The following is a 24,111-nucleotide window of genomic DNA, read 5'->3' as shown; positions in this document are numbered from 1 at the left end:
GCGTTTTTTCCTGTCGACTTAAACATGCGAGATAAGAGAGGGCATCATAGTGCGCATTGACGGCAAAAAAAACGCCAGGCGTCAGGCCCGGCGTTCTATACCCAAAATAATTCGAGTTGCTTGTAGGCGGCAACTGAGCGAAGCCCCAGGAGCTTACTCAGGTAAGTGACTGGGGTGAACGAAAGCAGCCAACACCCAAGCAACTTGAAGTATGACGGGTATATGGCAATAAGACCGATCAGCCCAGAATGCTCGCCAGTTCAGCGCTCACTTCGGTCACTTTACGCGTACCATCGATTTTATGATAGGCAGTATTACCCGCATCGGCTTCTTGACGGTAGTAAGACACCAGCGGCGCGGTCATCTGATGATATTCCACCAGACGTTTACGCACGGTTTCTTCCTGATCGTCTTTGCGGGTGGTCAGCTCTTCGCCAGTGGCGTCGTCTTTACCTTCCACTTTCGGCGGATTGAATTTGATGTGATACACGCGGCCAGAAGGCGCATGCACCCGGCGGCCAACGATGCGATCAACGATCAACTCGTCCGGCACGTCGAATTCCAGCACATAATCCACCTTAATGCCGGCTTCTTTCATTGCGTCGGCCTGTGGAATGGTGCGCGGGAAACCGTCCAGCAGGAAACCGTTACGGCAGTCTTCCTGAGTAATACGCTCTTTCACCAGCGCAATCACCAGCTCATCGGTAACCAACTTGCCGGCGTCCATGATTTCTTTCGCCTGCTTGCCCAGTTCAGTACCGGCCTTAACGGCTGCGCGCAACATATCACCAGTGGAGATTTGCGGAATACCGTATTTCTCCATGATGAATTGAGCCTGAGTACCTTTACCAGCGCCCGGAGCGCCCAGCAGAATGATACGCATTGCGTAAATCCCCTTGCTATGTATTTCCCTTCATCCCCCAAGCCGCAGCCTGAAGTCATTTGGGTTTGAGTTTTTATAAAATTGCGAAAACGCTCAACCTTACCATTTCTCAGGGGTGAGGCTCAAGGTAGCGAGAGGAGATCGCGGGTGGAAAAACGCGGCTGAAACGAGGCAAGCGGGAGGAAAATTTACCAGCAAAAGAAGAAAATACGCCCCCGACCGTTCAGCCTGGGGCGTATTTTTATGCTTTACGCAGACAACAGCTTATTCATCCGGCGAATAAACTGGTTTGGATCTTCCAGCGTGCCGCGCTCAGCCAGCAGGGCCTGATCCAGCAACAGATCGATCCATTCCGCAAATTGCTCGTTATCGCCCACGTCAGAGGCGCGTTTAACCAGCGCATGCTCCGGGTTCAGCTCAAAGATATACTTCACTTCCGGTGCCGGTTGGCCTGCTGCGGCAAACAGTTTCGCCATCTGGGTGCTCATCTCATCAGCATCGGTGGTGACGATCGCTGGGGTATCGGTCAGGCGATGCGTCAGACGCACGTCTTTCACCCGCTCACCCAGCAGCGTTTTCACCCGATCGATAAACGGCTCAAGCTGCTTCTCGGCTTCTTTCTGCTCTGCGGTTTCGTCCGCCAGCTTGTTCAGGGCCTCATCCGCCTTGCTGACCGACTGGAACACTTTGCCGTCGAACTCAGTCAGGTAGCTCATCATCCACTCGTCAATGCGATCGGACAGCAGCAGCACTTCGATGCCTTTCTTGCGGAACAGCTCCAGGTGCGGGCTGCTCTTGGCGGCGGCGTAGCTGTCGGCGGTGATGTAGTAAATCTTGTCCTGGCCTTCGCTCATGCGGCCAACATACTCTTCCAGCGCAACGGTCTGTGCCGAGCTGTCGTTATGGGTAGAGGCAAAGCGCAGCAGCTTGGCGATAGCCTCTTTGTTGCCGCTATCTTCCGCCGGGCCCTCTTTCAGCACCAGGCCGAACTGCTGCCAGAACTTCTGGTACTCTTCGCTGTTGTCTTTCGCCAGCTTATCCAGCATCTGCAAGACGCGCTTGGTTAACGCACCGCGCAGGTTTTGCGTCACGCGGTTGTCCTGCAGAATTTCACGGGAAACGTTCAACGGCAGATCGTTGGAGTCGATCAGGCCGCGCACAAAACGCAGGTAGTTCGGCATGAACTGCTCGGCGTCATCCATGATAAACACGCGCTGCACGTACAGCTTCAGGCCGTGCTTGTGATCGCGGTTCCACATGTCCCACGGCGCCCGCGCCGGGATGTACAGCAGGCTGGTGTACTCCTGCTTGCCTTCGACACGGTTGTGACTCCAGCTCAGCGGATCGGTGAAATCATGGGCGATGTGCTTGTAGAACTCTTTGTACTCTTCGTCGGTAACGTCTGATTTGCTGCGAGTCCACAGGGCCTGCGCCTTGTTGATTTTCTCCCAGGTGACGGTGCCGTCTTCTTCATTCTTGGTTTCGATCTCTACCGGCAACGCGATGTGATCGGAATATTTGCCGATCACCGAACGCAGACGCCAGGCGTCGAGATATTCGTCTTCGCCTTCGCGCAGGTGCAGCGTAATTTCAGTGCCGCGATCTTCTTTGCTGATGTCGGCGATAGTGTAATCACCTTCACCGGCAGACTCCCAGAACACGCCAGCCTCTGCCGCCGCACCGGCCGCACGGGTGCGCACGGTGACCTTATCGGCCACGATGAACGCCGAATAGAAACCGACGCCGAACTGGCCGATCAGCTGGCTGTCTTTCGCCTGATCGGAACCTATCGACTCCAGGAATGCCTTGGTGCCAGATTTGGCAATGGTACCCAGGTTTTCAATCACTTCTTCGCGGCTCATACCGATGCCGTTGTCAGCGATCGTCAAAGTGCGTTGGTTTTTGTCGAAGGAAAGACGCACGCGCAGCTCGCCATCACCTTCATACAGCTCAGGGGCGGAAAGCGCGCGGAAACGCAGTTTGTCGGCGGCGTCGGAAGCGTTGGAGATCAGCTCTCGCAGGAAAATTTCTTTATTGGAGTACAGCGAATGAATCATCAAATGAAGCAGCTGTTTGACTTCAGACTGGAACCCACGGGTTTCTTGACCTTTCATACTCATTGATTACCTCAATAGCCGATAATTTTATACCCAATGAATTTCAAGTTGTGGCTAGGCGACCCACTCGTGAACCCCCAGGAGCTTAGAACAACTAAGTGACTGGGGCGAACGAGTGCAGTCAACAACGCCACGGCTTGAAAGGCGAAGGGTATATGACCAAATTAGAACAATGAAGGTAAAGTGGGGTCAACCCTGAGGTTTTTCAAGCGACTGGCGAGGGAATTTTTGCGAAGCGATGATAACGGGGCAGCGGCCTGCCCCGCAGGAAAACGTCAGAACTTGATCGCGTGGCGGCCAGCCAGGGAATGCGACAGCGTGGTGCCATCGACCATCTCCAGTTCACCGCCCACCGGCACGCCGTGGGCAATGCGGCTGGCCAGAACGCCGTACTGGCCGCACATCTCGGCAATGTAGTTCGCCGTGGCATCCCCTTCCACCGTCGGGTTGGTGGCCAGGATCACTTCGGTAATGCTTTCCTTTTCCAGCCGTTGCTCCAGCCGATCCAGGCCGATATCGCCAGGCCCGATACCGTCCAGCGGCGACAGATGGCCCATCAGCACAAAGTAGCGCCCGGCAAACTGCCCGGTCTGCTCAATGGCGTGGATATCCGCCGGGCTTTCCACCACGCAGATCTGGCCGTTTTGCTGCCGACGCGGATTGTTGCAGATGGTGCAGGTATCCTGCTCGGTAAAGGTGCGGCAATCGGCACAGTGGCCGATCTCCGACATCGCACGGGTCAAGGCCTGCGCCAGGCGCATTCCGCCGCTGCGATCGCGCTGCAGCAGTTGAAACGCCATACGCTGCGCCGACTTCGGGCCGACGCCCGGCAAGCAGCGCAACGCTTCCATCAATGATTCAAGCAGCGGACTGGTTTGCATCAGAACGGCATCTTAAAGCCAGGTGGCAGTTGCATACCGCTGGATACCGATGCCATCTTCTCTTTCTGGGTTTCTTCGATGCGGCGCGCCGCGTCGTTGAACGCCGCAGCGATCAGATCTTCCAGCATCTCTTTGTCATCTTCCATCAGGCTTTGGTCGATCTCCACCCGGCGGCAGTTGTGCGCCCCGTTGATGGTCACTTTCACCAGGCCAGCGCCGGATTCGCCCGTCACTTCCAATTTGGCGACTTCTTCCTGCATCTGCTGCATTTTTTCCTGCATTTGCTGGGCTTGCTTCATCAGGTTACCCAGACCGCCTTTACCAAACATAGTCGTCTCTCACATAGCATTGGCCGCGCACGGTGCGCCGCGTTAAATAGGGCGGATACTGTCTTCGTCCAGATCCGCGTCGAAAAACCGGCGCAGCGTCTGGATATTGGTATCCGCAACAATGGACTGGCGAGCCTGTGCCAGTTTTTCTTCATAAATGGCTTGCCGCCACTCCAGCGGAGTCCGCTCCGCCGGATTATCGTCTTCCACCACGATGAGTTCAACCGGGCTGCCGTACAGCTCGCCGAGCGCATCAGCCAGCGTCTTCTGTGCCGATGGCGAATTCAGATGACGCTGCGAAGAGCGCAGGTGGAGACAAATTCTGCCGGGTTCCAGCCGCTCTTTAAAGGCGTTTAACGCCAGTTGCTGGACCAGTTTCGGTATTTTTAAGCGATCGATTTCTGCCGCCCAGGCATCACGCGCAATGGACTCAACCACCAGTTTAGCCGACAACTCGGGCGTTTTTTCATGCTCCAGCGCCGTGCGCAATGCTTTTGGCGTAGCCAGTGGCTCAGGAGCGGCTTCCGGTTCGGTCTGCGCGCGCCAGCGATAGGCTTCCGGCTTGGCGGGTTCCGCCACCACCTTTTCCGCCTGACGCTTCTGGCTGCGCTCAGTCACCGAGGCTAACCGCTCCAGTGCTGAGGTTGCCGGCCGCGCTGTTCCTGGCGCCGCCGGCTCATTCTTTTTTGGTGTGGATGCCCCCTGTTGCCGCAGCAACTGGGTGCGCGCTTTCAGTAATTGCGCGGTAGCATCGGGTAGATTCGTTGGTTGATGATTCTGTGGCGCGGCCGCCTGCCCCAAAGGGGGCGGCGAGTCCTGAGATTGTGGCGCGGCCGCTGCCATATGGCTTTGCGGTTGCCCCATTGGAGCCTGTTGCACCATGGCAACTGGCTCAGGGATCACGGCTTTCGGGTGAAATGCCAGTGCGCGCAGCAATGTCATTTCAACCCCCATACGGCGATCCGGCGCGAAGGCCAGCTCTTTGCGCCCCACCAGCAGTATTTGATAATAAAGCTGCAGATCGGCCGGTGGCAGGGTGCGCGCCAATTCACGCAAGCGCTGTTCGATCACGGCATAATGGCTATCCAGCGCGGAGGGCAGCAACTGAATCATCGCAATGCGGTGCAGCAATGCCAGCGTCTCTACCAGCAGGGTTTCCCAATCCACCCCGCGCGACGCAGCCTGAGCCACCTGCGCCATCACTTTTTCGCCATCGGCGCTGACCAGGGCTTCAAGAATGGTCAGCGGTTGTTCATCATCCAAGGTGCCCAGCATCTGGCTGACGGTGAGAGTAGTCACCTGCCCTTGCCCCATGGCGATCGCCTGATCCGTCAGGCTGAGCGCATCACGCATACTGCCGTCGGCCGCGCGCGCCAGCAGCTGCAGCGCCCGGGCGTCGCTGGTGATCTGCTCCGCCTGCAGGATGGTTTCCAACTGAGTGCGGATCTGTTCAACGTCTAATGCTTTGAGATGGAATTGCAGGCAACGCGACAGGATCGTCACCGGCAGCTTCTGCGGATCGGTGGTGGCCAGCAGGAACTTGACGTGCGAAGGCGGTTCTTCCAGCGTTTTCAACAGCGCATTGAAGCTGTGACGCGAGAGCATGTGCACTTCATCGATCAGGTAAACCTTGAAGCGGCCACGCGCCGGGGCATATTGCACGTTATCCAGCAGATCGCGAGTGTCTTCCACCTTGGTTCGCGAAGCGGCGTCGATCTCGATCAGATCGACAAAACGCCCCTGCTCGATCTCGCGGCAGTTGTCGCATTCGCCACAAGGGGTGGCGGTGATACCGGTTTCACAGTTCAGGCCTTTGGCCAGCAGGCGGGCGATAGAGGTTTTGCCCACGCCGCGCGTGCCCGAGAACAGGTAGGCGTGATGGATCCGCCCCAGAGAGAGGCCGTTAGCCAGCGCCGTCAGAACATGTTCCTGTCCGACAACATCTGCAAACGTTTGAGGGCGCCACTTACGGGCTAGAACCTGATAGCTCATTGATACCGGAGAAGTCGAGTGGTCTGGAGGGCCATGCTAACACAGCCCCGCGGCGTTCCGCGAGGCCGTTATGGTAATGCCGAGACGCTGCGGCGAATCAGTGTCCGGCAAAGTTGACCAGGCAATAGCAATCAATGCCAAAGTCATTCAAACGCGTTTCACCACCGAGCTCCGGCAGATTGATAATAAACGCTGCATCTTTCACTTCACCGCCCAAACGGCGGATCAGCTTAGCGGTGGCTTCAATGGTTCCACCGGTGGCCAGCAAATCGTCCACGACCAGCACTTTGTCACCGGCGGTGATGGCATCGGTATGGATCTCCAACCGATCGGTGCCGTATTCCAGCTCATAGCTTTCACTGAGGGTCGCACGCGGCAACTTGCCTGGCTTGCGCACCGGCACAAAACCAATGCCCAGCGCCAGCGCCACTGGGGCACCAAACAGGAAACCACGCGCTTCAGTCCCCACCACTTTGGTGACACCCGTTTCACGATAGCGCTCAACCAGCAGCTCAATGCTGGCAGCGTAAGCCAGCGGGTTTTCCAACAGGCTGGTCACATCACGGAACAGAATGCCCGGCTTCGGATAGTCGGGGATGGTTTTGATACTGTCTTTAATAAACTGAAGTTGCTGTGCAGTCGCGGTCATAGTTATTGCCTGATAAAACTACCTGAAAATTTCCATACAGGCTCTTCAAACCCCGACCGGGCAATGCCTGGGACAAGAATTCAATGAAGGGAAGAAACCTGCGCACGAAAACGCCCAAATCTATGCAAAATGCGCGATAAATGCAACTGACGCAGCACAATCAGCGCGTTTTTTGTTGCTCCCGATCAATAACCGGCAGCCGTAACATAAAGCTCAGCAAAGCGACCAGAATCACCAGCAGAACGCCCCTGACCCACCAGAGTTTCACCAGCCACAGCGAAACCGCAAACGTCACGACGATCAGCAGCACCGCCTTCCATTTAGCCCCCGCTGGCAATGCGCGGTGTTGCTGCCAGTGGCGCAGGTAGGCACCAAACCAGGAACGGTATAACAACCAATGGTGAAAATGCGGCGATGAACGGGCAAAACACCAGGCCGCCAATAACAGAAAAGGAGTGGTCGGCAGCAGCGGCAGCACCACGCCCAGCGTTGCCAACATCACCGCCAGCCAGCCCACTATGATCAATAACCCACGCGTCATGCCTTTCCTTTATTTATTATCATGATGGCCCGCTTACTGTATCACCCGTAACAGGTTTATCCACTCGCGGCTTGTTTCAGATCGCGTTCGCGGGCAAGCTTAAGCATAACCTCTTTTGCCAAAGGACACCCCGTGAGTACCCAGCGCTTACTACAAGCCCTTGAACAGCAGATCGCCACTTTGGCCAGCGAGGTGCAACCCCGTGGCGATGTGCCGATCCCACAGGCGCGTTTTGATACGGCGCTGTTTGCTAACCATGGCACGCGCTTGCGCGATTATCTGGCTGAAGTGCAGAAGAATTTTGCCCAGTTGCAGACTGCGGTGAAAGATAACCGTTCCGCTCACGTCGCTTTTCTGGCGGAAAAACTGGTCACGCAGCTCACCGCCCTGCAGCGCGAAATGGCGACACAGACGTTGAGGCGCAAAAATCAGCCGAAAGAGGTGGTGGCCGTCGATTTGTATCACAAGCTGGCCGAGCATCAGGAGTATGAACGCCGTTTGATCGCCATGATCGAGGATCGGGAAAGCCTGTTGGGGCAACAAACCACTTTTGCCGCACAGAAAAAACTGCAGCAGGAACTGGCGGCGATCGAAGGCCGGTTAGTCCGTTGCCGGCAAGCATTGGCGCGTATTGAACGCAATATTGAACGAAAAGAAAACGGTTTTTGAATATTTATCACATTATTTGAATGATTATTCCCTCCCCTAAGCGATGTTCACTATACTCACCAAAGCCATATCTCACTCACACGTTGGACTTATGTCTCTAGAAAATGCTTCTCCAGAATTACAACTGGCGGTAGACCTGATTTACCTGCTGGAATGTAACGAAATCGATCCGGCAACGGCGCTGGCCGCGTTGGATATTGTCAAAAAGGATTACCAGGAAAAAGTCCAGCGTGCGGGCGTAACAACCTCTCTGTATCAGTCTACGGGCCAGCAATGATGGCGGGCAGAGTTTCACTCACACAGCACCGCCTTATCGCTCTGCCAGGTTATATCGCCGGTTGACCGCCATTATTCTGCGTTCGCTTCACTTCCTGCACCTCATTCCCCTGCTGATTATGTAAATACACTTCCAGTTGGTTGAAGGCGATATTGATGTCGTTTTCGCGACACAAACGCTCGATAGAGCGGTTCAGTTCATCGACGGTGTAGCTGCGATCGCGCAATTCACGCACATAGACACGCAGTTCGTGATCCAAGGTGCTGGCACCAAAGTTAAGGAAGAACACCTGCGGTTCAGGATCGGCCATAACGCGTGGGTTTTCGCGCGCCGCCTGCATCAGAACTGATTTCACTTTATCCAGATCGGAACCATATGCGACACCGACTTTAATCAGCACGCGGGTAATTGTATCGGACAGCGACCAGTTAATCAGCCGTTCGGTGACAAACGCTTTATTGGGAATAATCACCTCTTTACGGTCGAAATCGGTGATCGTCGTGGCACGAATGCGGATTTTACTGACCGAGCCGGAAAAGGTACCGATAGTGATGGTATCGCCAATCCGCACCGGGCGTTCAAACAGAATAATCAGGCCAGAAACGAAGTTGGCAAAAATCTCCTGTAACCCGAACCCCAGGCCGACAGAGAGCGCCGCCACCAGCCACTGCAGTTTATCCCATGATACGCCGAGCGAACTCAGCGCGGTTATCGTCCCTACGGCGGTAATCAGATAGGTCAGGATAGTGGTGATCGCATAAGACGTTCCCTGCCGCAGTTGCAGACGCGAGAGCACCAGCACTTCAAGCAGGCCCGGCAGATTGCGCGTCATCACATAGGTGACAATCACCGCCACCATCGCCACCATCATATTGCCCAGCGTCACCGCCTGTGGCACGCTGCTGCCTGCGATCGTAGTAGCGTAATGCCACAGGGAAATACTGTCGAGGTAAGAGAAAACCGTCACCAAGTCGGACCAAATCGCGTAGAACGCGGTGGCAAAAATCAGGAACAGCACCATGGTGGTTAAACGCAATGACTGCTGATTGATTTGATCCAGCGCCAATGGGGGTTCCTCAACCGCCTCACTGCCTTCAGCCCCCTCTTTCTCTTTTGCCAGGTTCTGGCGCCGCGCCAGGGCACGGCGATAGGCCAAACGGCGTGCCGCCACGCTTAAGCCACGGATGGCCGTCTGATAAACCACATTCCACAGGAAAAACAGATACAGGCTGTCAATCCAGCGCCCCGCCAGACGCAGCGCGGTATAGAAATATCCCACAAACATCAGCCCCAGCAGGATTATGGGCATCACGGCAATCATGGTGACCACCACCAGCCTCACCGCGTGGGAACCTTTCTCACGCCAACTGTCACTGCACAGCGGGAACACCAGCACCGACAACAACGCCAACGTCAAAATCACCACCACTTGGCCGATAACATCTTCCACCAACCGCAGCGGTGCTTTTTCTCCCAGTACCGACCAGAAGATCAGCGGCAGCAAGGTCAGGCCCAGCCTAAACGTTTGGCGGCGATAATGTTCACACCGATTGTTCGGAATATTGAAATGACGCTCGGAAATACCGCCAGGCGCCAACACACGAAAGGCAAAACCAAACACCAGCCAGAACAGTGCCAACTGCTTTGACAATGCCCAGATAAAATCGCTGGTAGTGAATTCTGCCCGATAGAACCAGAACCCGCCCCCCAACAGCAACAGCGCCCCCGGCAGCACCTTCAGCAAGGTTAACAGGATGGCTTTAGGCGTGTGCAGTTGGCTGTCACGTTTGAGCTGGCCAACATCATTGGCCAGCTTCTGCAAATGGCGATCGATCAGACGATAGCGCCAACGCAGCAAGCCAATAACTATCAGCAGCGGGATCAAGAATACTAGCGCCTGCAGCCCACCGAGCAGCAGTTGGCGCGGTTCAAACTTGAAATCCAGCGCAGCCAGTTGCTCTTTCAGCGCGCCCGGCATCGCCTTCAACCAGGTAAGATCGATCGGCCGATTGCTGTTAACCCAGAAAATCTGCTGGGTCAGCGTATCCTGCACCGAGTTATACACGCTGGTCAGTTGCTGCTGGTTGATCTGCAGATTAATGGCCAGTGACAGCTGATTATTAAGCTGCTTGTTCAGTTGATCGAGCAACTCACGGCGCATATCGATAATTTCATTCAGCGCATCGACCACATCAACGCTGGCTTTTTCTTTGTTGGTGGCCACCAGCTTATTGATGAAATCATCACCTTTGAATAGCTCATCGCGCTGCTGATTGATTTCAAACTGCTCCAACCGCAGATCGGCAATCTTAGTGCTCATGTCCGCCGCCAGCGTTCTCGGCGGCAGGCTCTGTTGCTGCTGATAAAGAATGCGCGACAGCACCAGGCTGCCTTTCAATACCTGGATCTGCTCTTTCAGATTACGTTCCGACTGCAAACCGCGATCGAGCCAGTTCTTGACCTCAATATTCTGCTGGAACAGGGTGTTGCTTTCTTCCGTAGCAGCAATCAGCCGCTGGCTGATCTGGCGGTTGATATTCAGCTCTTTGCTCACCAGTTGGTCGTGCTGAATGTCGGTCGTATCTTCATGATTCTGCGCCTCTTTTGCCGTTTTTTCTGACAGCGTCAGGCGTTTGTTGTTCACCACTTCCTGCAGCACCTGCACCCGATGCCCCAGCGCATCAATGTTCATGGTGGTGTAATCACGCTGCTTTTGCAGCAGGTCTTGCAGCGTGGTGTTGGCCTCCAGGCTCTTGCGCTGCAGGTCTATCTCAGCATTGAGTAACACCTGCTCAGTATTGAGCATCTCCTGTTGCGTGCCACGCAATGCCGCCTGCCCTGGCGAGCGAGCGTTAAGCAAATTACGGATTTCCTGCAGGCGCTGCGATGCGGTATACATGCTGCTCTGTACGCGTTCCGGCTGAGTCTGCAACGAAATAAGCTGGCTGTTATAGGTAGAGAGGCTTTCTTGCGTGTTTTGCAGGTCGTCCAACGTTTGATACAGGCGCCCTTCCAACTGCCGCAGGGAAAGCGGTTGCAACTCTGCACGGGTCAAAGCCTCGTTGGCCGGATTTTTCAGCGCCTCCAAATCCTTGATGACCTGCTGTAACTTGGCCGGGGCCTGCTGAAGTTGCAGCTTTAGCTCGTTTGCCTCTTGCCGGGTACGCTCAATGGCATCAAGCAGTTCTATGGTGTGGATTAAATCTTGCTGGGACAGCTTTTCGACCGGCGTCAGAGTTTTCTGTTTGTTCAGCGCATCAAGCTGGCTCTGAATGTCACTGCGTGAGGGGATATCGCTATTCTGCGCCGCATTGGCTGCGGAAAGCAGAAAAACCAGAGCAAGCAACAGCAGAAATACGGCGATAATGCGCCTCATATTTACTCTGCGCATCAGAGAAACAGACTGGGAAGATGATGTGATAAACCTGCGACTCATGATTTAACGTCGGTTTGACATAGGAAAAAATAAGACTATCACGATCGCAGGTAGGCAATGAATAAGAAAAACGTTGCTGGTGATGTAAGGTTGAGGCTCAGAAGGTCAGCACTTTTTCAGCCGCCAGCGTCCATTGCGCCAGTTCCACCAGCGTGCCAATTTCAACGCCATCCGCCAGCTTTAATGAACTGACACCGCGCGCGTCGGCACAGGTTTTACACAGCTTTACCGTAACTTGCTGCGCCGTCAGGATCTCCAGCATCTGCTGCAGATGATAACCTTCTCGCGGTTGCTGCCCGGCAATACCGGCAACCACCGCGTCAGACATCAGAAACAGTTTGAGATCAACATCGGGCTGCTGCTCTTTCAGGGTAATCGCCAAACGCAGCGCATTGAATAATGATTCCTGGCCGTAAGCCGCGCCATTAGCGATCAGTAAAACGGATGACATAAAGCTCTCCTTATAAAGGCTGGCGGTCCGTCAGCTCTTGCTGCTGCACGCGCAGGGTTGGGCTGAGTTGCACCATATCGATGAAGGTATCTACTAATACACTCGCCTCCGCTTTCAGATCAAAGCTTTCCGGCATAAACAGCCAGTTCTCCATCAGGCCGGTAATATAAGCATGTAATATGATCGCGGCACGACGGGTGTTCAAATCAGCGGGCAACTGGCCATGCTCCATACTATTGCGCAACACATATTCGATACGATCGTAACCTTCCAGATAAAGTATTTTGCGTGCATCATGTAACGGCATCATTTCCCCCACAAACTCACACTTGTGGAAAACAATCTCCATCAGGGCACGACGACGGCCGTCATCGACCGTAGCTGTCAGAATGTAAATCAGAATCTCTCTTAAAATACGCAGTGGATTATCCGGAAACTTTGCCTGATACTCTATCTCCAGGTCACCTATTTTCGACTCTGATAATTCCCAGACTTCGCTAAACAGGTCTACCTTATTTTTGAAGTGCCAGTAAATTGCACCGCGTGTGACCCCCGCCGCAGTAGCAATATCTGTCAGTGACGTTGCTGAAACGCCACGTTCAGAGAATTCTCTCACTGCAGCGTCAAGAATCTGTTGCCGTGTTTCTAGCGCCTGCTGTTTGGTTTTTCGTGCCATGACGTTGCTTTTTAGGGGAAGTGTGATTTACATACATTCGCGAATGTATGTACCATAGCACGCGAATAAAATTAACGCAGCAATGGGTTTTAAAGCTTGTGATCCATTGATCATTTTGAAATCGGACACTTGAGGTTTTTCTATGAACAAAAACAGAGGGTTAACGCCTCTGGCGGCAGTTCTGATGCTTTCAGGCAGCTTAGTGCTTACAGGATGTAACGATAAAGAAACTCAGCAACAAGGTGCCCAACACCCCGCTCCTACAGTGGGTGTCGTGACGTTGAAGGCTGAACCTCTCAACATTACTACCGATCTTCCTGGCCGCACCGCTGCATATCGCATCGCCGAAGTTCGTCCTCAGGTGAGTGGCATTATCCTGAAGCGTAACTTCACCGAAGGCAGCGATATCAAGGCGGGTGTCTCACTTTATCAAATCGATCCAGCGACCTATCAGGCGGCTTATGACAGCGCCAAAGGCGAACTGGCCAAGGCACAGGCCGCGGCAGAAATCGCCCGTTTAACGGTTGCACGCTACAAACCTTTACTGGGCACCAACTACGTCAGTAAGCAGGATTACGACACGGCAGTTTCCACCCAGTTGCAGGCCAACGCCGCCGTTGTGGCCGCCAAAGCCGCAGTAGAAGCTGCACGTATCAATCTGGCTTACACCAAGGTCACTTCACCGATCTCCGGCCGTACCGGCATTTCCACCGTCACCGAAGGGGCACTGGTTTCCACCGGGCAAGCCGCAGCCCTGACCACCGTACAGCAGCTTGATCCGATGTATGTCGATGTCACCCAGTCCAGCAACGATTTTCTGCGTTTGAAACAGGAATTGGCTGACGGCACTCTGCAACAGGAAAACGGCAAAGCCAAGGTGAAACTGCTGCTGGAAAACGGGCAGGAATATGCGCATGAAGGTACGTTGGAGTTCTCTGATGTGACCGTGGATCAAACCACCGGCTCCATCACCATCCGCGCTATTTTCCCTAATCCTAACGATGCGCTGTTGCCAGGCATGTTTGTACGTGCCCGTCTGGATGAAGGGGTGCGCAACGATGCCTTACTGGTTCCGCAACAGGGTGTGACACGCAACCCACGCGGCGAAGCGACCGCTTTGGTGGTTGGCGCTGACGATAAAGTGGAATTGCGTACGCTGAACGCCGCGCAGGCTATTGGTGATAAATGGCTTGTAACCTCTGGCCTGAAAGCAGGCGATCGTGTGATCGTCACCGGCTTGCAGAAGATCAGACCTGGAGTACAGGTGAAAGCGCAAGAAGCTGATGCCCAGGCTCCCGCTCAGACTCAGCCTGAATCCGCGAAGAAGTCATAAAAAAGGAGCCGGTAATACATGGCTAAGTTCTTTATAGATCGCCCCATTTTCGCATGGGTCATTGCCATCATCATTATGCTGGCAGGCATCTTGTCGATAATGAAGCTGCCTATTGCGCAATATCCGACCATTGCGCCGCCTGCGGTGACCATCGCCGCTAACTATCCAGGTGCAGATGCCAAAACGGTGCAGGATACCGTAACGCAGGTTATCGAACAGAACATGAACGGTATTGATGGCCTGTTGTATATGTCCTCCAGCAGTGATTCGTCTGGTAACGTTCAGATTACACTGACGTTCAACTCAGGTACCGATCCGGATATCGCTCAGGTTCAGGTGCAGAACAAACTGCAACTGGCCATGCCGCTGTTGCCGCAGGAAGTGCAGCAACAGGGCGTGAGCGTGGAGAAATCGAGCAGCAGCTTCCTGATGGTTGCCGGTTTTATCTCTGAAGACGGCAGTATGACGCAGGAAGACATCGCGGACTATGTGGGTTCCAACATCAAGGATCCGATCAGCCGTACTTCTGGCGTTGGTACCGTTCAGCTATTTGGCTCCCAATATGCGATGCGCATCTGGCTTGATCCAAACAAGCTGAACAATTTCCAACTGACGCCTGGCGATGTCATTACAGCCATCAAAGTGCAGAACAACCAGATCGCAGCAGGGCAGCTTGGAGGGACTCCACCGGTTAAGGGCCAACAGCTCAACGCCTCGATCATCGCGCAAACTCGCCTGACCTCGCCGGAAGAATTCAGCAAAATCATGCTGAAGGTCAATAATGACGGCTCACAGGTACGCCTGCGCGACGTTGCCAAGGTTGAGCTGGGTGGTGAAAGCTACAACGTGATCGCCCGCTTTAATGGCAAACCGGCTTCCGGTATCGGTATCAAACTGGCGACCGGTGCTAACGCGCTGAATACGGCGGCGGCTGTCAAGGCCGAACTGGCTAAACTGGAGCCGTTTTTCCCGTCTAGCCTGAAAGTCGTTTACCCGTATGACACCACACCATTCGTTAAGATCTCGATTCACGAAGTGGTAAAAACGCTGGTTGAAGCGATCATCCTGGTGTTCATGGTGATGTATCTGTTCCTGCAGAACTTCCGCGCCACCTTGATCCCGACGATCGCCGTGCCGGTAGTGCTATTGGGGACCTTCGCGATTCTGGCCGTCTTTGGTTACTCGATTAACACCCTGACGATGTTCGGCATGGTGTTGGCCATCGGTCTGCTGGTGGATGACGCCATCGTGGTGGTGGAAAACGTTGAACGCGTGATGGCGGAAGAAGGTTTACCGCCGAAAGAAGCCACCAGAAAGTCCATGGATCAAATCCAGGGCGCGCTGGTGGGGATCGCCCTGGTGCTGTCGGCGGTATTTGTCCCAATGGCCTTCTTTGGCGGCTCAACCGGTGCCATCTATCGCCAGTTCTCAATCACCATCGTTTCCGCCATGGTGCTGTCGGTGTTGGTAGCCTTGATTCTGACGCCTGCGCTATGTGCCACGATGCTGAAACCGATCGCCAAAGGCGATCATGGCGTCACTACCGGGTTCTTCGGCTGGTTTAACCGCCTGTTTGAAAAGAGTACTCACCACTACACCGACAGCGTGGCAAACATTCTGCGCAGCACCGGGCGTTATCTGGTGATCTACCTGCTGATCGTGGTCGGTATGGGCCTGTTGTTCCTGCGCCTGCCTTCTTCGTTCCTACCGGAAGAAGACCAGGGTATGCTGTTAACCATGGTGCAGATGCCAGCAGGGGCGACGCAAGAACGTACCCAAAAAGTACTGGACGAGGTCAATAATTACTTCCTGACCAAAGAAAAAGACAACGTTAACTCGGTATTTACCGTTAACGGTTTCGGCTTCAGCGGCCAAGGGCAGAACACCGGTCTGGCCTTCGTTAGTTTGAAAGACTGGTCTGAACGCAGCGGCGAGCAAAACAAGGTGCCGGCTATCGTAGGCCGCGCTATGGGGGCATTTTCACAGATCAAGGATGGTTTGGTCTTCGCCTTTAACCTACCTGCGATCGTTGAACTGGGTACTGCAACCGGCTTTGACTTCCAACTGATCGATCAGGGTAACCTGGGCCATGATAAATTAACCCAGGCACGTAACCAACTGTTAGGCATGGTGGCACAACACCCTGACTTACTGGTCGGTGTGCGCCCTAACGGCCTGGAGGATACGCCACAGTTCAAACTGGAAATCGACCAGGAGAAAGCCCTCGCGCTGGGCGTTGCTCTGAGCGATATTAATGCCACGTTGAGCGCTGCGTTGGGTGGTTCTTACGTCAACGATTTCATCGATCGTGGCCGTGTGAAGAAAGTTTACCTGCAGGCTGAAGCCCCGTTCCGTATGTTGCCAGATGATATCGATAAGTGGTACGTCCGTGGCAGTTCGGGCCAGATGGTGCCGTTTTCTGCGTTCTCCAGCGCGAAGTGGGAGTTTGGCTCACCACGTTTGGAACGCTACAACGGTCTGCCATCGATGGAAATCCTCGGTCAGGCTGCTCCTGGCAGAAGTACCGGTGAAGCCATGAACATGATGGAAGAACTGGCGTCTAAACTGCCGAGCGGTGTGGGCTATGACTGGACCGGGATGTCCTATCAGGAACGTCTGTCCGGCAACCAAGCTCCGTCGCTGTATGCTATTTCACTGATTGTGGTGTTCTTGTGCCTGGCAGCATTGTACGAAAGCTGGTCGATTCCCTTCTCTGTCATGCTGGTTGTGCCATTGGGGGTGGTCGGTGCTCTGGTTGCGGCAACCCTGCGCGGGCTGGAGAACGACGTTTACTTCCAGGTAGGCCTGCTGACCACCATTGGGCTATCGGCGAAGAACGCGATACTGATCGTGGAATTCGCCAAAGATCTGATGGAAAAAGAAGGCAAAGGTTTGGTCGAAGGCACCTTGGAAGCAGTGCGTATGCGTCTGCGCCCTATCCTGATGACCTCACTGGCGTTTATCCTCGGGGTTATGCCGCTGGTTATCAGTAGCGGTGCAGGTTCTGGTGCACAGAATGCCGTAGGTACAGGAGTTATGGGCGGGATGGTTGCCGCGACCGTATTGGCCATCTTCTTCGTACCGGTGTTCTTCGTGGTAGTTCGCCGCCGCTTCAGTAGAAAGTCTGAAGACCTGGAACACAACCACCCAGTTAAACATCACTGATACCGTTTCTGTTCAACACCAAGGCCGCACTCTGATGCGGCCTTTTCTTTGCCTGCCATGCTGTTAATGCAAGCTCCTCTGATTAAAAAGCCTGCCAACACATTTTCTCCTTGCTCCTCTTCTCGCTGCGATTTATATTTATTGTTATATTATAACATAACAATCGAGGCCAATCATGAAAACAGGCATTCACCCCGACTACCGTATCGTGGTGTTCCACGATCTCAGCGCAGCGCAGATACCTATTTCAAAGTGGGTTCAACGATTAAAACCGATCGCACTATCGATCTTGACGGCCAGAATTTGCCCTATGTGACGATCGACGTCTCTTCTGCTTCACATCCGTACTATACCGGCAAACAGAAAGAGTTTTCCAAAGAAGGCAGCACTGCCCGCTTCCAGCAACGCTTTGGCCATTTCTTCAGCAGCAAAAAATAACCAGGAGTCATCATGCAGGTTCTGAGTTCACTGCGTTCAGCAAAACATCGCCATCCAGATTGCAAAGTCGTGCGCCGCCATGGCCGCATCTATGTGATCTGTAAATCCAACCCAAGATTCAAAGCGGTACAAGGGCGCAAGAAAAAGCGCTAGCATCGGAAGTGCCACTTAAATTCAAGCCTCGCAGCTGTTCAACGGGGCTTTCTTTATATGCTCACCCACGGCATGTCCGTAACCTCACTGCAGCAAGTGGTCATTCATCTATTTTGTTATAACATTACAAACTAGAGATCGTCGCCACCGGTACAACCAGCATCCCTCCGATCCCCTCTGGCATGCCGGTGATGAATAAGTTTTTTGAAGGATGTACAAAAGGTTACGAATAATAAAACTTTTCATTCAACGAAAAGTGCCCACTAATGCGTGAAAAAAGAGTATGATGAGGGGAAATAGCGGTATCGTCTTCAACCCCATGGTTGTAACATTGATCCGTTGTGGCAGAGTAGACATACTTTCGTTGAAACAATTAAAAAAAGTGGTTAATAACGGATTATCTGTAGGGATATCTAGATTGATCGGTTACGGATTTTTATTCAGACAATGTAAGCCGCACTAAAAATCCATTAGTAACACTTGAGATAAAAGTGCTAACAGCATCGATTATTCAATAAGTTATCCTTGGAGTGTTCAATTTTTAGCACCGATCTGTTCATCAGTAATGGTGAATAGATTTGCGATACCGCCGCGTTTATCCTGATGAGGGAAAGGCGGTTATTTGATGTGAGCAATGGCTTGCCTTCCACCAACTATTGATGAATTGTAAGTTTAAGTAATAGTAACAGGTCAGATGGCAAAAAATGATTTATATTCATTATGAGGAAAGTTTATTTATCCATAGTTAAGCTACCTCCGTCCATGATGTTAATCAGTGTACTCACAGAGTGTTATCAACACCGAAATTAAGACTTACGGGGGATGATATGGATGAGTATTCGCCTAAAGGGCATGATATTGCACAACTCAAATTCTTGTGTGAAAATTTGCATGACGAGGGTATGGCCACTTTAGGTGACAGCAACCATGGGTGGGTAAACGATCCGACGTCTGCCGTCAATCTGCAGCTTAACGAGTTGATTGAACATATTGCTTCGTTTGTAATGAGTTTTAGAATTAAATACATGGACGAAAGTGATTTGTCGGAGCTGGTCGAGGAGTATCTCGATGATACCTATACGCTGTTCAGCAGTTATGGTATCAATGATTCCGATTTGCGTCGGTGGCAAAAGACCAAGGCGCGGTTATTCAGAATGTTCTCTGGAGAGGGCGTCTGTACGACAATGAAGACTTAGGGGATAATTATCCTCAAACAATTTCACGGTTAATAAGATTAAAGGTTACCATGACGAAAATTGACTATCTGATGCGTTTGCGTAAATGCACCACGATTGACACTCTTGAGCGTGTTATAGAGAAAAATAAGTACGAGCTCTCTAACGATGAGCTAGAACTGTTCTACTCTGCTGCGGACCATCGCCTAGCCGAACTGACCATGAACAAGCTATACGATAAAATCCCGACTGCTGTTTGGAAATACGTAAGATAATCAAAGTACCATGGTGTTGGGCCGATAATACTATCGGCTTCAATGACCATTCTACCTAGGTGTTTATCTTAAAAATCGGGTAACCGCGTTTTACCGCCGAGAATTTTATTGAAATAGTTAGAAACAATTTTCAGTTAAAATAGGCTGCGCTGCGCTTCAGTGCCGTTAACTAGTGTCTGCCATAAACAAACAGCGATTAACTCTTAAACATTTTAATATATCTTATACATTATCACCGAATAACACCCATCTTCAGAAAAGTCAGTTTGACAACACACCGTTAAACTCAACTAACAATATTCTCCTAATATCATACAATCCGGTGATATTTCTTTTCGAAAAAGCAGCAATATCCGACTGCAGCAGTAGCTTCATGCGTTTCTATCAAAGGTATATCCCCTGAACAACAACCCCTTGTCGTGGAGTTATTCGTACTTTTAATACAGAATTTTCTAGCATATTGAAGAAAAACCCATGCATGCAATGAGAAATCATAAGAAATTTACGAGAATGAATAAGCAATAACCCGCATAAGGTGGTTGCTTACCATACCAGCAGCTAAAGTGTGAAAATTATGCGCTGTACGCTAAGAGTAGCGAAAAAAAGCGTCTGCATTAACCGGGAATTTTTTTGAGAGGGGAAAATTGGTGGGGACCCTGCCAGCTACATCCCGGCACACACGTCACCTGCTACGGCTGCTTCCTTCCGGATCTGACCGAGTTCACAAGTTAGTGTTGCGGGAGAACCAACAGGGCCCCCATTGACGGCTTCATTGACTGTGAAGCGACGGGCATTATCGGTGATGACCACCCAAATAGCAAGCCAACCCAGGCCAACCGCTGTTTTCTTACCCACCCAGGCTATGGCACACTTCCGTTACTCGGTTTATGCAGCAGGAAATAGAGACATGGCTCCAGAAGAGGGCACCTTTCGTCAGCGCGTGTTCCACGTGATAGCCGCCATTCCCTATGGGAAAGTGACAACCTACGGCGAAGTCGCCCGGTTAGCAGGCTCATCACGCGCGGCACGTCAGGTAGGGGGAGTTCTGAAAAAGTTACCGGAAGGCAGCACTCTCCCCTGGCACCGTGTCATCAATCGTCACGGCCAGATTTCATTACGTGGCGAGGATCACGCCCGGCAAAAACAGGCGCTGCTCGCCGAAGGTATCGTGTTTAGCGCGCAGGGCGGTATCGACCTGCAGGTTTATCGTTGGCGTTGGTAAAAAAAGCCTTTGGCCGTCAGGCTCAAAGGCTGGTTGATTCAGGCGCTCATAGCTACGGCGTGAGAGCCGAGGCTGCCTGAAGAGGCACATTCTGCACAGGAACCAGCAGCAGATCGGCCTGAGTCCCGTTGCGGTTGATCACTTCCTGAACGGTATCAGTGATAAAAATCAACTGGCCGTTCAGCGTAATCGCCGCGCTCAAAATGATACGCGCATTAGGCTGAATGTCCGCCGGGTGATATGGCAACACGAAACTGAACGGCGTTTGTTGGCCTTCGGTACGCGTCACCGATTGTGCAATAACCTTTGACGGAGCATCAGCCAGTGAGGCATCGGACAGCGTGACCGTCAATACGGCATCCGGTGGCAAGGCAATACGCTGGCGAATATTGACTGAGCCTCTCACCGCTGGGTCTTGCATCTGCGCTGGTGATACCGCAGAGGCATTATGAGCCGGCATCGGCATATTCGCACTCTGATGGGTACACCCCGCCAGGGTAACGGCCAACACGGCCACACCGCCTACTTTGTGCCAGAGTTTCATGGAGCGTCTCCTCTACTTTCAGCAACACCTTGGTGGCTTAAACCACCACAACAATAAAATATAGCATAAAACACCAATAAATACCGTCACTTTCGCATATCAGTAACTCACATGATGCTATTTAACTGGAATTAACAACTGGTTATCGCCCCTACGCACCCAATAAACTACGGACGAATACCGCCAGAAAGGCACAAGGGATCATGCAATATATTGACGTCTTGCCGTAATATTCCGCACACTGCGCAACAAGATGATGAAAAGGGTTACCACTTTATGAGCCAGGCACTGCAAAACCTCCTCGACCTGCTGAATTTGGAGAAAATTGAAGAAGGCTTGTACCGCGGCCAAAGCGAAGATCTGGGGCTACGCCAGGTATTTGGCGGCCAGGTCGTTGGTCAGGCACTGTATGCCGCTAAGCAGACGGCTCCTGAAGAGCGCAGTGTGCACTCATTTCACAGCTATTTCCTGCGCCCCGGTGACAGCAGCCAACCAATTATTTATGACGTAGAAACCCTGCGCGACGGCAACAGTTTCAGCGCCCGTCGTGTCAGCGCTATCCAGCATGGCAAGCCGATCTTCTACATGACCGCCTCATTCCAAACCCCGGAACAAGGGTTTGAACACCAGAATACCATGCCAGATGTGCCACCGCCGGAAGGATTGCTGTCAGAATCGGAGATCGCCCAAAAGCTGTCGCATATGTTGCCGGAAAAGGTACGGGAAAAATTTATTGGCCAGAAGCCGATCGAAATGCGCCCGGTAAAATTCCATAACCCGATGAAAGGTAGTGTGGAAGAACCTTACCGTCATGTCTGGTTCCGTGCCAATGGCACCATGCCGGATAATCCGCGGATCCATCAATATTTGCTGGGCTACGCTTCCGACTTCAACTTCCTGCCAACGGCGTTGCAGCCGCACGGCGTCGGGTTCCTGGAGCCTGGCATGCAAGTAGCAACCATCGATCACTCGATGTGGTTCCATCGTCCGTTCCGCCTGGACGAGTGGCTACTGTATGTCGTGGAAAGCCCCTCCGCCTCCGGTGCTCGTGGATTTGTACGCGGCCAGTTCTACACCCGTGAAGGGGTATTGGTGGCCACCACGGTGCAGGAAGGCGTTATCCGCCAGCGCGACGCATAATAAGAGAAAGGGCGATGTCACCATCGCCCTTTCTGCACCACCATCGTGACTCGGTCAGCAAATTACTGGTTGTAGGCATTCTCGCCGTGGCTGTTGACGTCCAGCCCTTCGCGCTCTTGTTCTTCGGGTACACGCAGCCCGACAATAGCCCCGGCCACTTTGAAGGCGATAAACGCCGCCACGCTTGACCATACCAGAGTAATCACCACGCTCAGCAACTGGATCCACAGCTGATGTGCCATCGTCACGCCAGCAGCATAGCCAGTACCACCGAGTGAAGAGGCGGTGAACACGCCGGTCAGCAGGCAACCCACGATCCCACACACACCGTGCACACCAAACACGTCACAGGTATCGTCCACTTTCAGCCATCTCTTCAGCGTCACTACGCCCCACAGGCCAGCAACCCCGCTCACCAGGCCAATAATCAGAGCCCCACCCACACCGACGGTACCCGCAGCCGGCGTAATCGCTACCAGACCCGCGATACACCCGGAACAGGCCCCCAGCAAAGAAGGTTTACCGCGCAGGCTCCACTCGGCGAAGGTCCAGGAGAGTATCGCCCCCGCAGTCGCTATCACCGTGTTCAGGAATGCCAGGGCAGCAATGCCGTTGGCCGCGCTGGCAGAACCGGCGTTGAAGCCAAACCAACCGATATACAGGATAGAAGCTCCGGTAAACACCATCGGCAAGTTGTGGGGTTTAAACGCTTCTTTACCAAAACCGGCGCGTTTACCCAGCAAGTAAGCACCAACCAAACCTGCGCTGGCGGCGTTGATATGCACTACGGTGCCACCGGCAAAGTCCAGCGCCCCATCGGAAGCCAGTAAGCCACCGCCCCAAACCATGTGCGCAATCGGCAGGTAGGAAAGGGAGAACCAGATGGCCGCAAAAATCACTACGGCGGAGAAGCGAATACGCTCGGCAAAGCCCCCCACCACCAGCGCCACGGTAATACAGGCGAAAGAAGCCTGGAACGCCACGTGGATCATCTGGCTAAAGGTGCCGGTTACGCTGTCAATGCCGATCCCTTTTAGCATCACCGTCTGAAAACCGCCAAAGAAGGCATTCCCCTCGCTGAAGGCGAAGCTGTAGCCATACACGACCCACAGCACGCACACCAAGGCGAACGTGACGGTGACCTGTGTCAGCATTGACAGCACATTCTTGGCTCGCAACAGACCACCGTAAAATAGAGCGACACCGGGCAAGGTCATAAACAACACCAGCGCGGTACAAATCATCATAAAGGCATTGTCAGCTTTATCAGCCACTGCCGGAGCGGCCAGAGCCAAAGAAGGAACCAGGGTTACCGTACTCAGGCCCAACATGGATAAAAGTTTTTTCATTATCAACCATCCCCATTTACTTTACTGAGCCTGTGATTACAGTGCTGCTTCGTCTGTTTCACCGGTACGGATACGAATGACACGTTGCAATTCGGCAACGAAAATTTTGCCATCGCCAATTTTGCCGGTGTAGGCCGCTTTGCTGATCACATCAATCACTTCATCTAACTGGTCGTCGGCGATAGCAATATCGATTTTGACTTTAGGCAAGAAGTTGACGCTGTATTCGGCTCCGCGATAAAGCTCGGCATGCCCCTTCTGGCGACCAAACCCTTTGACCTCAGTTACGGTCAAACCCTGAATACCTACAGAGGATAACGCTTCACGTACGTCCTCTAACTTGAATGGTTTAATCACCACGGTAACCAGCTTCATATTGCCTCTCCACGAATTGAGCCCAAAAACTTACCCCCGGT

22 protein-coding genes, 1 other RNA gene, 1 pseudogene and 1 other annotated feature are annotated in these 24,111 nt (G+C 53.0%); of the genes and pseudogenes, 10 read left to right on the top strand and 14 right to left on the bottom strand.

The window, feature by feature from the left end; genetic code table 11:
• Positions 1–238: 238 nt before the first annotated feature.
• The 7 genes from adk to BMI79_RS03790 all read right to left on the bottom strand — a co-directional run bounded on the left by adk (position 239) and on the right by BMI79_RS03790 (position 7,392).
• Positions 239–883, bottom strand: a complete 645-nt coding sequence (gene adk / locus BMI79_RS03820; RefSeq protein ID WP_076940598.1) for an adenylate kinase — start codon at positions 881–883, stop codon at positions 239–241.
• Between the two features lie 248 nt (positions 884–1,131).
• Positions 1,132–2,997: a molecular chaperone HtpG gene (gene htpG / locus BMI79_RS03815; RefSeq protein ID WP_076941221.1), complete on the bottom strand. Its 1,866-nt coding sequence runs from the start codon at positions 2,995–2,997 to the stop codon at positions 1,132–1,134.
• 278 nt (positions 2,998–3,275) lie between these two features.
• Entirely contained in the window at positions 3,276–3,881 is a 606-nt protein-coding gene (gene recR / locus BMI79_RS03810) for a recombination mediator RecR (protein WP_076940597.1), read from the bottom strand.
• On the bottom strand, positions 3,881–4,210 hold the full coding sequence (locus BMI79_RS03805) for a YbaB/EbfC family nucleoid-associated protein (RefSeq protein WP_076940595.1): 330 nt from the start codon (positions 4,208–4,210) through the stop codon (positions 3,881–3,883). Before BMI79_RS03805 ends, recR begins: the two co-directional genes overlap by 1 nt.
• A gap of 42 nt (positions 4,211–4,252) precedes the next feature.
• Positions 4,253–6,202 carry a DNA polymerase III subunit gamma/tau gene (dnaX, locus tag BMI79_RS03800; protein WP_076940594.1) on the bottom strand — a complete coding sequence of 650 codons (1,950 nt, stop codon included), beginning with the start codon at positions 6,200–6,202 and terminating at the stop codon, positions 4,253–4,255.
• Positions 4,853–4,917, bottom strand: a sequence feature (DnaX frameshifting element). (Overlaps the previous gene by 65 nt.)
• Before the next feature lie 97 nt (positions 6,203–6,299).
• Positions 6,300–6,851 (bottom strand): adenine phosphoribosyltransferase, encoded by a 552-nt coding sequence (gene apt, locus BMI79_RS03795; protein WP_076940591.1) that lies wholly within the window; start codon positions 6,849–6,851, stop codon positions 6,300–6,302.
• Between the two features lie 160 nt (positions 6,852–7,011).
• Positions 7,012–7,392, bottom strand: coding sequence for a DUF454 family protein (locus BMI79_RS03790; protein WP_076940589.1), 381 nt, complete (start codon positions 7,390–7,392; stop codon positions 7,012–7,014).
• A gap of 132 nt (positions 7,393–7,524) precedes the next feature.
• Between BMI79_RS03790 and priC the strand changes: the two genes are divergently transcribed.
• Together priC and rsmS are read left to right on the top strand one after the other, a co-directional pair.
• The gene (priC, locus tag BMI79_RS03785; RefSeq protein WP_076940587.1) at positions 7,525–8,061 is read left to right on the top strand and encodes a primosomal replication protein PriC; all 537 of its coding nucleotides are present in this window, start codon (positions 7,525–7,527) and stop codon (positions 8,059–8,061) included.
• Positions 8,062–8,152: 91 nt separating this feature from the next.
• Complete coding sequence (gene rsmS / locus BMI79_RS03780) at positions 8,153–8,338, top strand: pleiotropic regulatory protein RsmS (protein ID WP_076940585.1); 186 nt, start codon at positions 8,153–8,155, stop codon at positions 8,336–8,338.
• A gap of 49 nt (positions 8,339–8,387) precedes the next feature.
• Here the strand turns inward: rsmS and mscK are convergent, their stop codons facing one another.
• The 3 genes from mscK to acrR all read right to left on the bottom strand — a co-directional run bounded on the left by mscK (position 8,388) and on the right by acrR (position 12,901).
• The gene (gene mscK / locus BMI79_RS03775; RefSeq protein ID WP_244157306.1) at positions 8,388–11,714 is read right to left on the bottom strand and encodes a mechanosensitive channel MscK; all 3,327 of its coding nucleotides are present in this window, start codon (positions 11,712–11,714) and stop codon (positions 8,388–8,390) included.
• A 157-nt stretch (positions 11,715–11,871) separates the two neighbouring features.
• A complete protein-coding gene (locus BMI79_RS03770) occupies positions 11,872–12,225 on the bottom strand; it encodes a DsrE/DsrF/TusD sulfur relay family protein (RefSeq protein WP_076940581.1) in 354 nt (117 codons plus the stop codon).
• A 10-nt stretch (positions 12,226–12,235) separates the two neighbouring features.
• The gene (gene acrR / locus BMI79_RS03765) at positions 12,236–12,901 is read right to left on the bottom strand and encodes a multidrug efflux transporter transcriptional repressor AcrR (RefSeq protein WP_076940579.1); all 666 of its coding nucleotides are present in this window, start codon (positions 12,899–12,901) and stop codon (positions 12,236–12,238) included.
• A 142-nt stretch (positions 12,902–13,043) separates the two neighbouring features.
• Between acrR and sdeX the strand changes: the two genes are divergently transcribed.
• The 6 genes and pseudogenes from sdeX (at position 13,044) to BMI79_RS03735 (ending at position 19,440) form a co-directional block, all read left to right on the top strand.
• Positions 13,044–14,234 (top strand): multidrug efflux RND transporter periplasmic adaptor subunit SdeX, encoded by a 1,191-nt coding sequence (gene sdeX, locus BMI79_RS03760; RefSeq protein ID WP_076940577.1) that lies wholly within the window; start codon positions 13,044–13,046, stop codon positions 14,232–14,234.
• Positions 14,235–14,252: 18 nt separating this feature from the next.
• Positions 14,253–17,399 carry a multidrug efflux RND transporter permease subunit AcrB gene (acrB, locus tag BMI79_RS03755; RefSeq protein WP_076940575.1) on the top strand — a complete coding sequence of 1,049 codons (3,147 nt, stop codon included), beginning with the start codon at positions 14,253–14,255 and terminating at the stop codon, positions 17,397–17,399.
• 175 nt (positions 17,400–17,574) lie between these two features.
• Positions 17,575–17,837 (top strand): annotated as a pseudogene (locus BMI79_RS03750) (type B 50S ribosomal protein L31).
• A gap of 12 nt (positions 17,838–17,849) precedes the next feature.
• Complete coding sequence (gene ykgO, locus BMI79_RS03745) at positions 17,850–17,990, top strand: type B 50S ribosomal protein L36 (RefSeq protein WP_024913901.1); 141 nt, start codon at positions 17,850–17,852, stop codon at positions 17,988–17,990.
• Between the two features lie 827 nt (positions 17,991–18,817).
• On the top strand, positions 18,818–19,186 hold the full coding sequence (gene tomB / locus BMI79_RS03740) for an Hha toxicity modulator TomB (RefSeq protein WP_076940573.1): 369 nt from the start codon (positions 18,818–18,820) through the stop codon (positions 19,184–19,186).
• 50 nt (positions 19,187–19,236) lie between these two features.
• Positions 19,237–19,440 (top strand): HHA domain-containing protein, encoded by a 204-nt coding sequence (locus tag BMI79_RS03735; RefSeq protein ID WP_024913899.1) that lies wholly within the window; start codon positions 19,237–19,239, stop codon positions 19,438–19,440.
• A gap of 654 nt (positions 19,441–20,094) precedes the next feature.
• On the opposite strand, the gene ffs is transcribed toward BMI79_RS03735, so the two are convergent.
• Positions 20,095–20,191: signal recognition particle sRNA small type (gene ffs, locus BMI79_RS03730), an RNA gene on the bottom strand.
• A 156-nt stretch (positions 20,192–20,347) separates the two neighbouring features.
• On the opposite strand from ffs, the gene BMI79_RS03725 reads away from it, so the two are divergent.
• Entirely contained in the window at positions 20,348–20,662 is a 315-nt protein-coding gene (locus BMI79_RS03725) for an MGMT family protein (protein WP_076940571.1), read from the top strand.
• Positions 20,663–20,714: 52 nt separating this feature from the next.
• Here the strand turns inward: BMI79_RS03725 and BMI79_RS03720 are convergent, their stop codons facing one another.
• Entirely contained in the window at positions 20,715–21,206 is a 492-nt protein-coding gene (locus tag BMI79_RS03720) for a YbaY family lipoprotein (RefSeq protein ID WP_076940569.1), read from the bottom strand.
• A 276-nt stretch (positions 21,207–21,482) separates the two neighbouring features.
• On the opposite strand from BMI79_RS03720, the gene tesB reads away from it, so the two are divergent.
• Entirely contained in the window at positions 21,483–22,346 is an 864-nt protein-coding gene (tesB, locus tag BMI79_RS03715; protein WP_076940567.1) for an acyl-CoA thioesterase II, read from the top strand.
• Positions 22,347–22,408: 62 nt separating this feature from the next.
• On the opposite strand, the gene amtB is transcribed toward tesB, so the two are convergent.
• Together amtB and glnK are read right to left on the bottom strand one after the other, a co-directional pair.
• Positions 22,409–23,695 (bottom strand): ammonium transporter AmtB, encoded by a 1,287-nt coding sequence (gene amtB / locus BMI79_RS03710; RefSeq protein WP_076940565.1) that lies wholly within the window; start codon positions 23,693–23,695, stop codon positions 22,409–22,411.
• Between the two features lie 36 nt (positions 23,696–23,731).
• The gene (gene glnK, locus BMI79_RS03705; protein WP_002208627.1) at positions 23,732–24,070 is read right to left on the bottom strand and encodes a P-II family nitrogen regulator; all 339 of its coding nucleotides are present in this window, start codon (positions 24,068–24,070) and stop codon (positions 23,732–23,734) included.
• Positions 24,071–24,111: the final 41 nt, after the last annotated feature.

The organism is Serratia oryzae (genome assembly GCF_001976145.1).
Lineage (GTDB): Bacteria > Pseudomonadota > Gammaproteobacteria > Enterobacterales > Enterobacteriaceae > Chania > Chania oryzae.
This window is presented reverse-complemented; position numbering and strand designations above follow the sequence as displayed.

Coding starts and splice junctions, on each gene's coding strand:
- adk (WP_076940598.1), bottom strand. CDS start 883: ATGCGTATCATTCTGCTGGGCGCTCCGGGCGCTGGTAAAGGTACTCAG.
- htpG (WP_076941221.1), bottom strand. CDS start 2,997: ATGAAAGGTCAAGAAACCCGTGGGTTCCAGTCTGAAGTCAAACAGCTG.
- recR (WP_076940597.1), bottom strand. CDS start 3,881: ATGCAAACCAGTCCGCTGCTTGAATCATTGATGGAAGCGTTGCGCTGC.
- BMI79_RS03805 (WP_076940595.1), bottom strand. CDS start 4,210: ATGTTTGGTAAAGGCGGTCTGGGTAACCTGATGAAGCAAGCCCAGCAA.
- dnaX (WP_076940594.1), bottom strand. CDS start 6,202: ATGAGCTATCAGGTTCTAGCCCGTAAGTGGCGCCCTCAAACGTTTGCA.
- apt (WP_076940591.1), bottom strand. CDS start 6,851: ATGACCGCGACTGCACAGCAACTTCAGTTTATTAAAGACAGTATCAAA.
- BMI79_RS03790 (WP_076940589.1), bottom strand. CDS start 7,392: ATGACGCGTGGGTTATTGATCATAGTGGGCTGGCTGGCGGTGATGTTG.
- rsmS (WP_076940585.1), top strand. CDS start 8,153: ATGTCTCTAGAAAATGCTTCTCCAGAATTACAACTGGCGGTAGACCTG.
- mscK (WP_244157306.1), bottom strand. CDS start 11,714: ATGAGGCGCATTATCGCCGTATTTCTGCTGTTGCTTGCTCTGGTTTTT.
- BMI79_RS03770 (WP_076940581.1), bottom strand. CDS start 12,225: ATGTCATCCGTTTTACTGATCGCTAATGGCGCGGCTTACGGCCAGGAA.
- acrR (WP_076940579.1), bottom strand. CDS start 12,901: ATGGCACGAAAAACCAAACAGCAGGCGCTAGAAACACGGCAACAGATT.
- sdeX (WP_076940577.1), top strand. CDS start 13,044: ATGAACAAAAACAGAGGGTTAACGCCTCTGGCGGCAGTTCTGATGCTT.
- acrB (WP_076940575.1), top strand. CDS start 14,253: ATGGCTAAGTTCTTTATAGATCGCCCCATTTTCGCATGGGTCATTGCC.
- ykgO (WP_024913901.1), top strand. CDS start 17,850: ATGCAGGTTCTGAGTTCACTGCGTTCAGCAAAACATCGCCATCCAGAT.
- tomB (WP_076940573.1), top strand. CDS start 18,818: ATGGATGAGTATTCGCCTAAAGGGCATGATATTGCACAACTCAAATTC.
- BMI79_RS03735 (WP_024913899.1), top strand. CDS start 19,237: ATGACGAAAATTGACTATCTGATGCGTTTGCGTAAATGCACCACGATT.
- BMI79_RS03725 (WP_076940571.1), top strand. CDS start 20,348: ATGGCTCCAGAAGAGGGCACCTTTCGTCAGCGCGTGTTCCACGTGATA.
- BMI79_RS03720 (WP_076940569.1), bottom strand. CDS start 21,206: ATGAAACTCTGGCACAAAGTAGGCGGTGTGGCCGTGTTGGCCGTTACC.
- tesB (WP_076940567.1), top strand. CDS start 21,483: ATGAGCCAGGCACTGCAAAACCTCCTCGACCTGCTGAATTTGGAGAAA.
- amtB (WP_076940565.1), bottom strand. CDS start 23,695: ATGAAAAAACTTTTATCCATGTTGGGCCTGAGTACGGTAACCCTGGTT.
- glnK (WP_002208627.1), bottom strand. CDS start 24,070: ATGAAGCTGGTTACCGTGGTGATTAAACCATTCAAGTTAGAGGACGTA.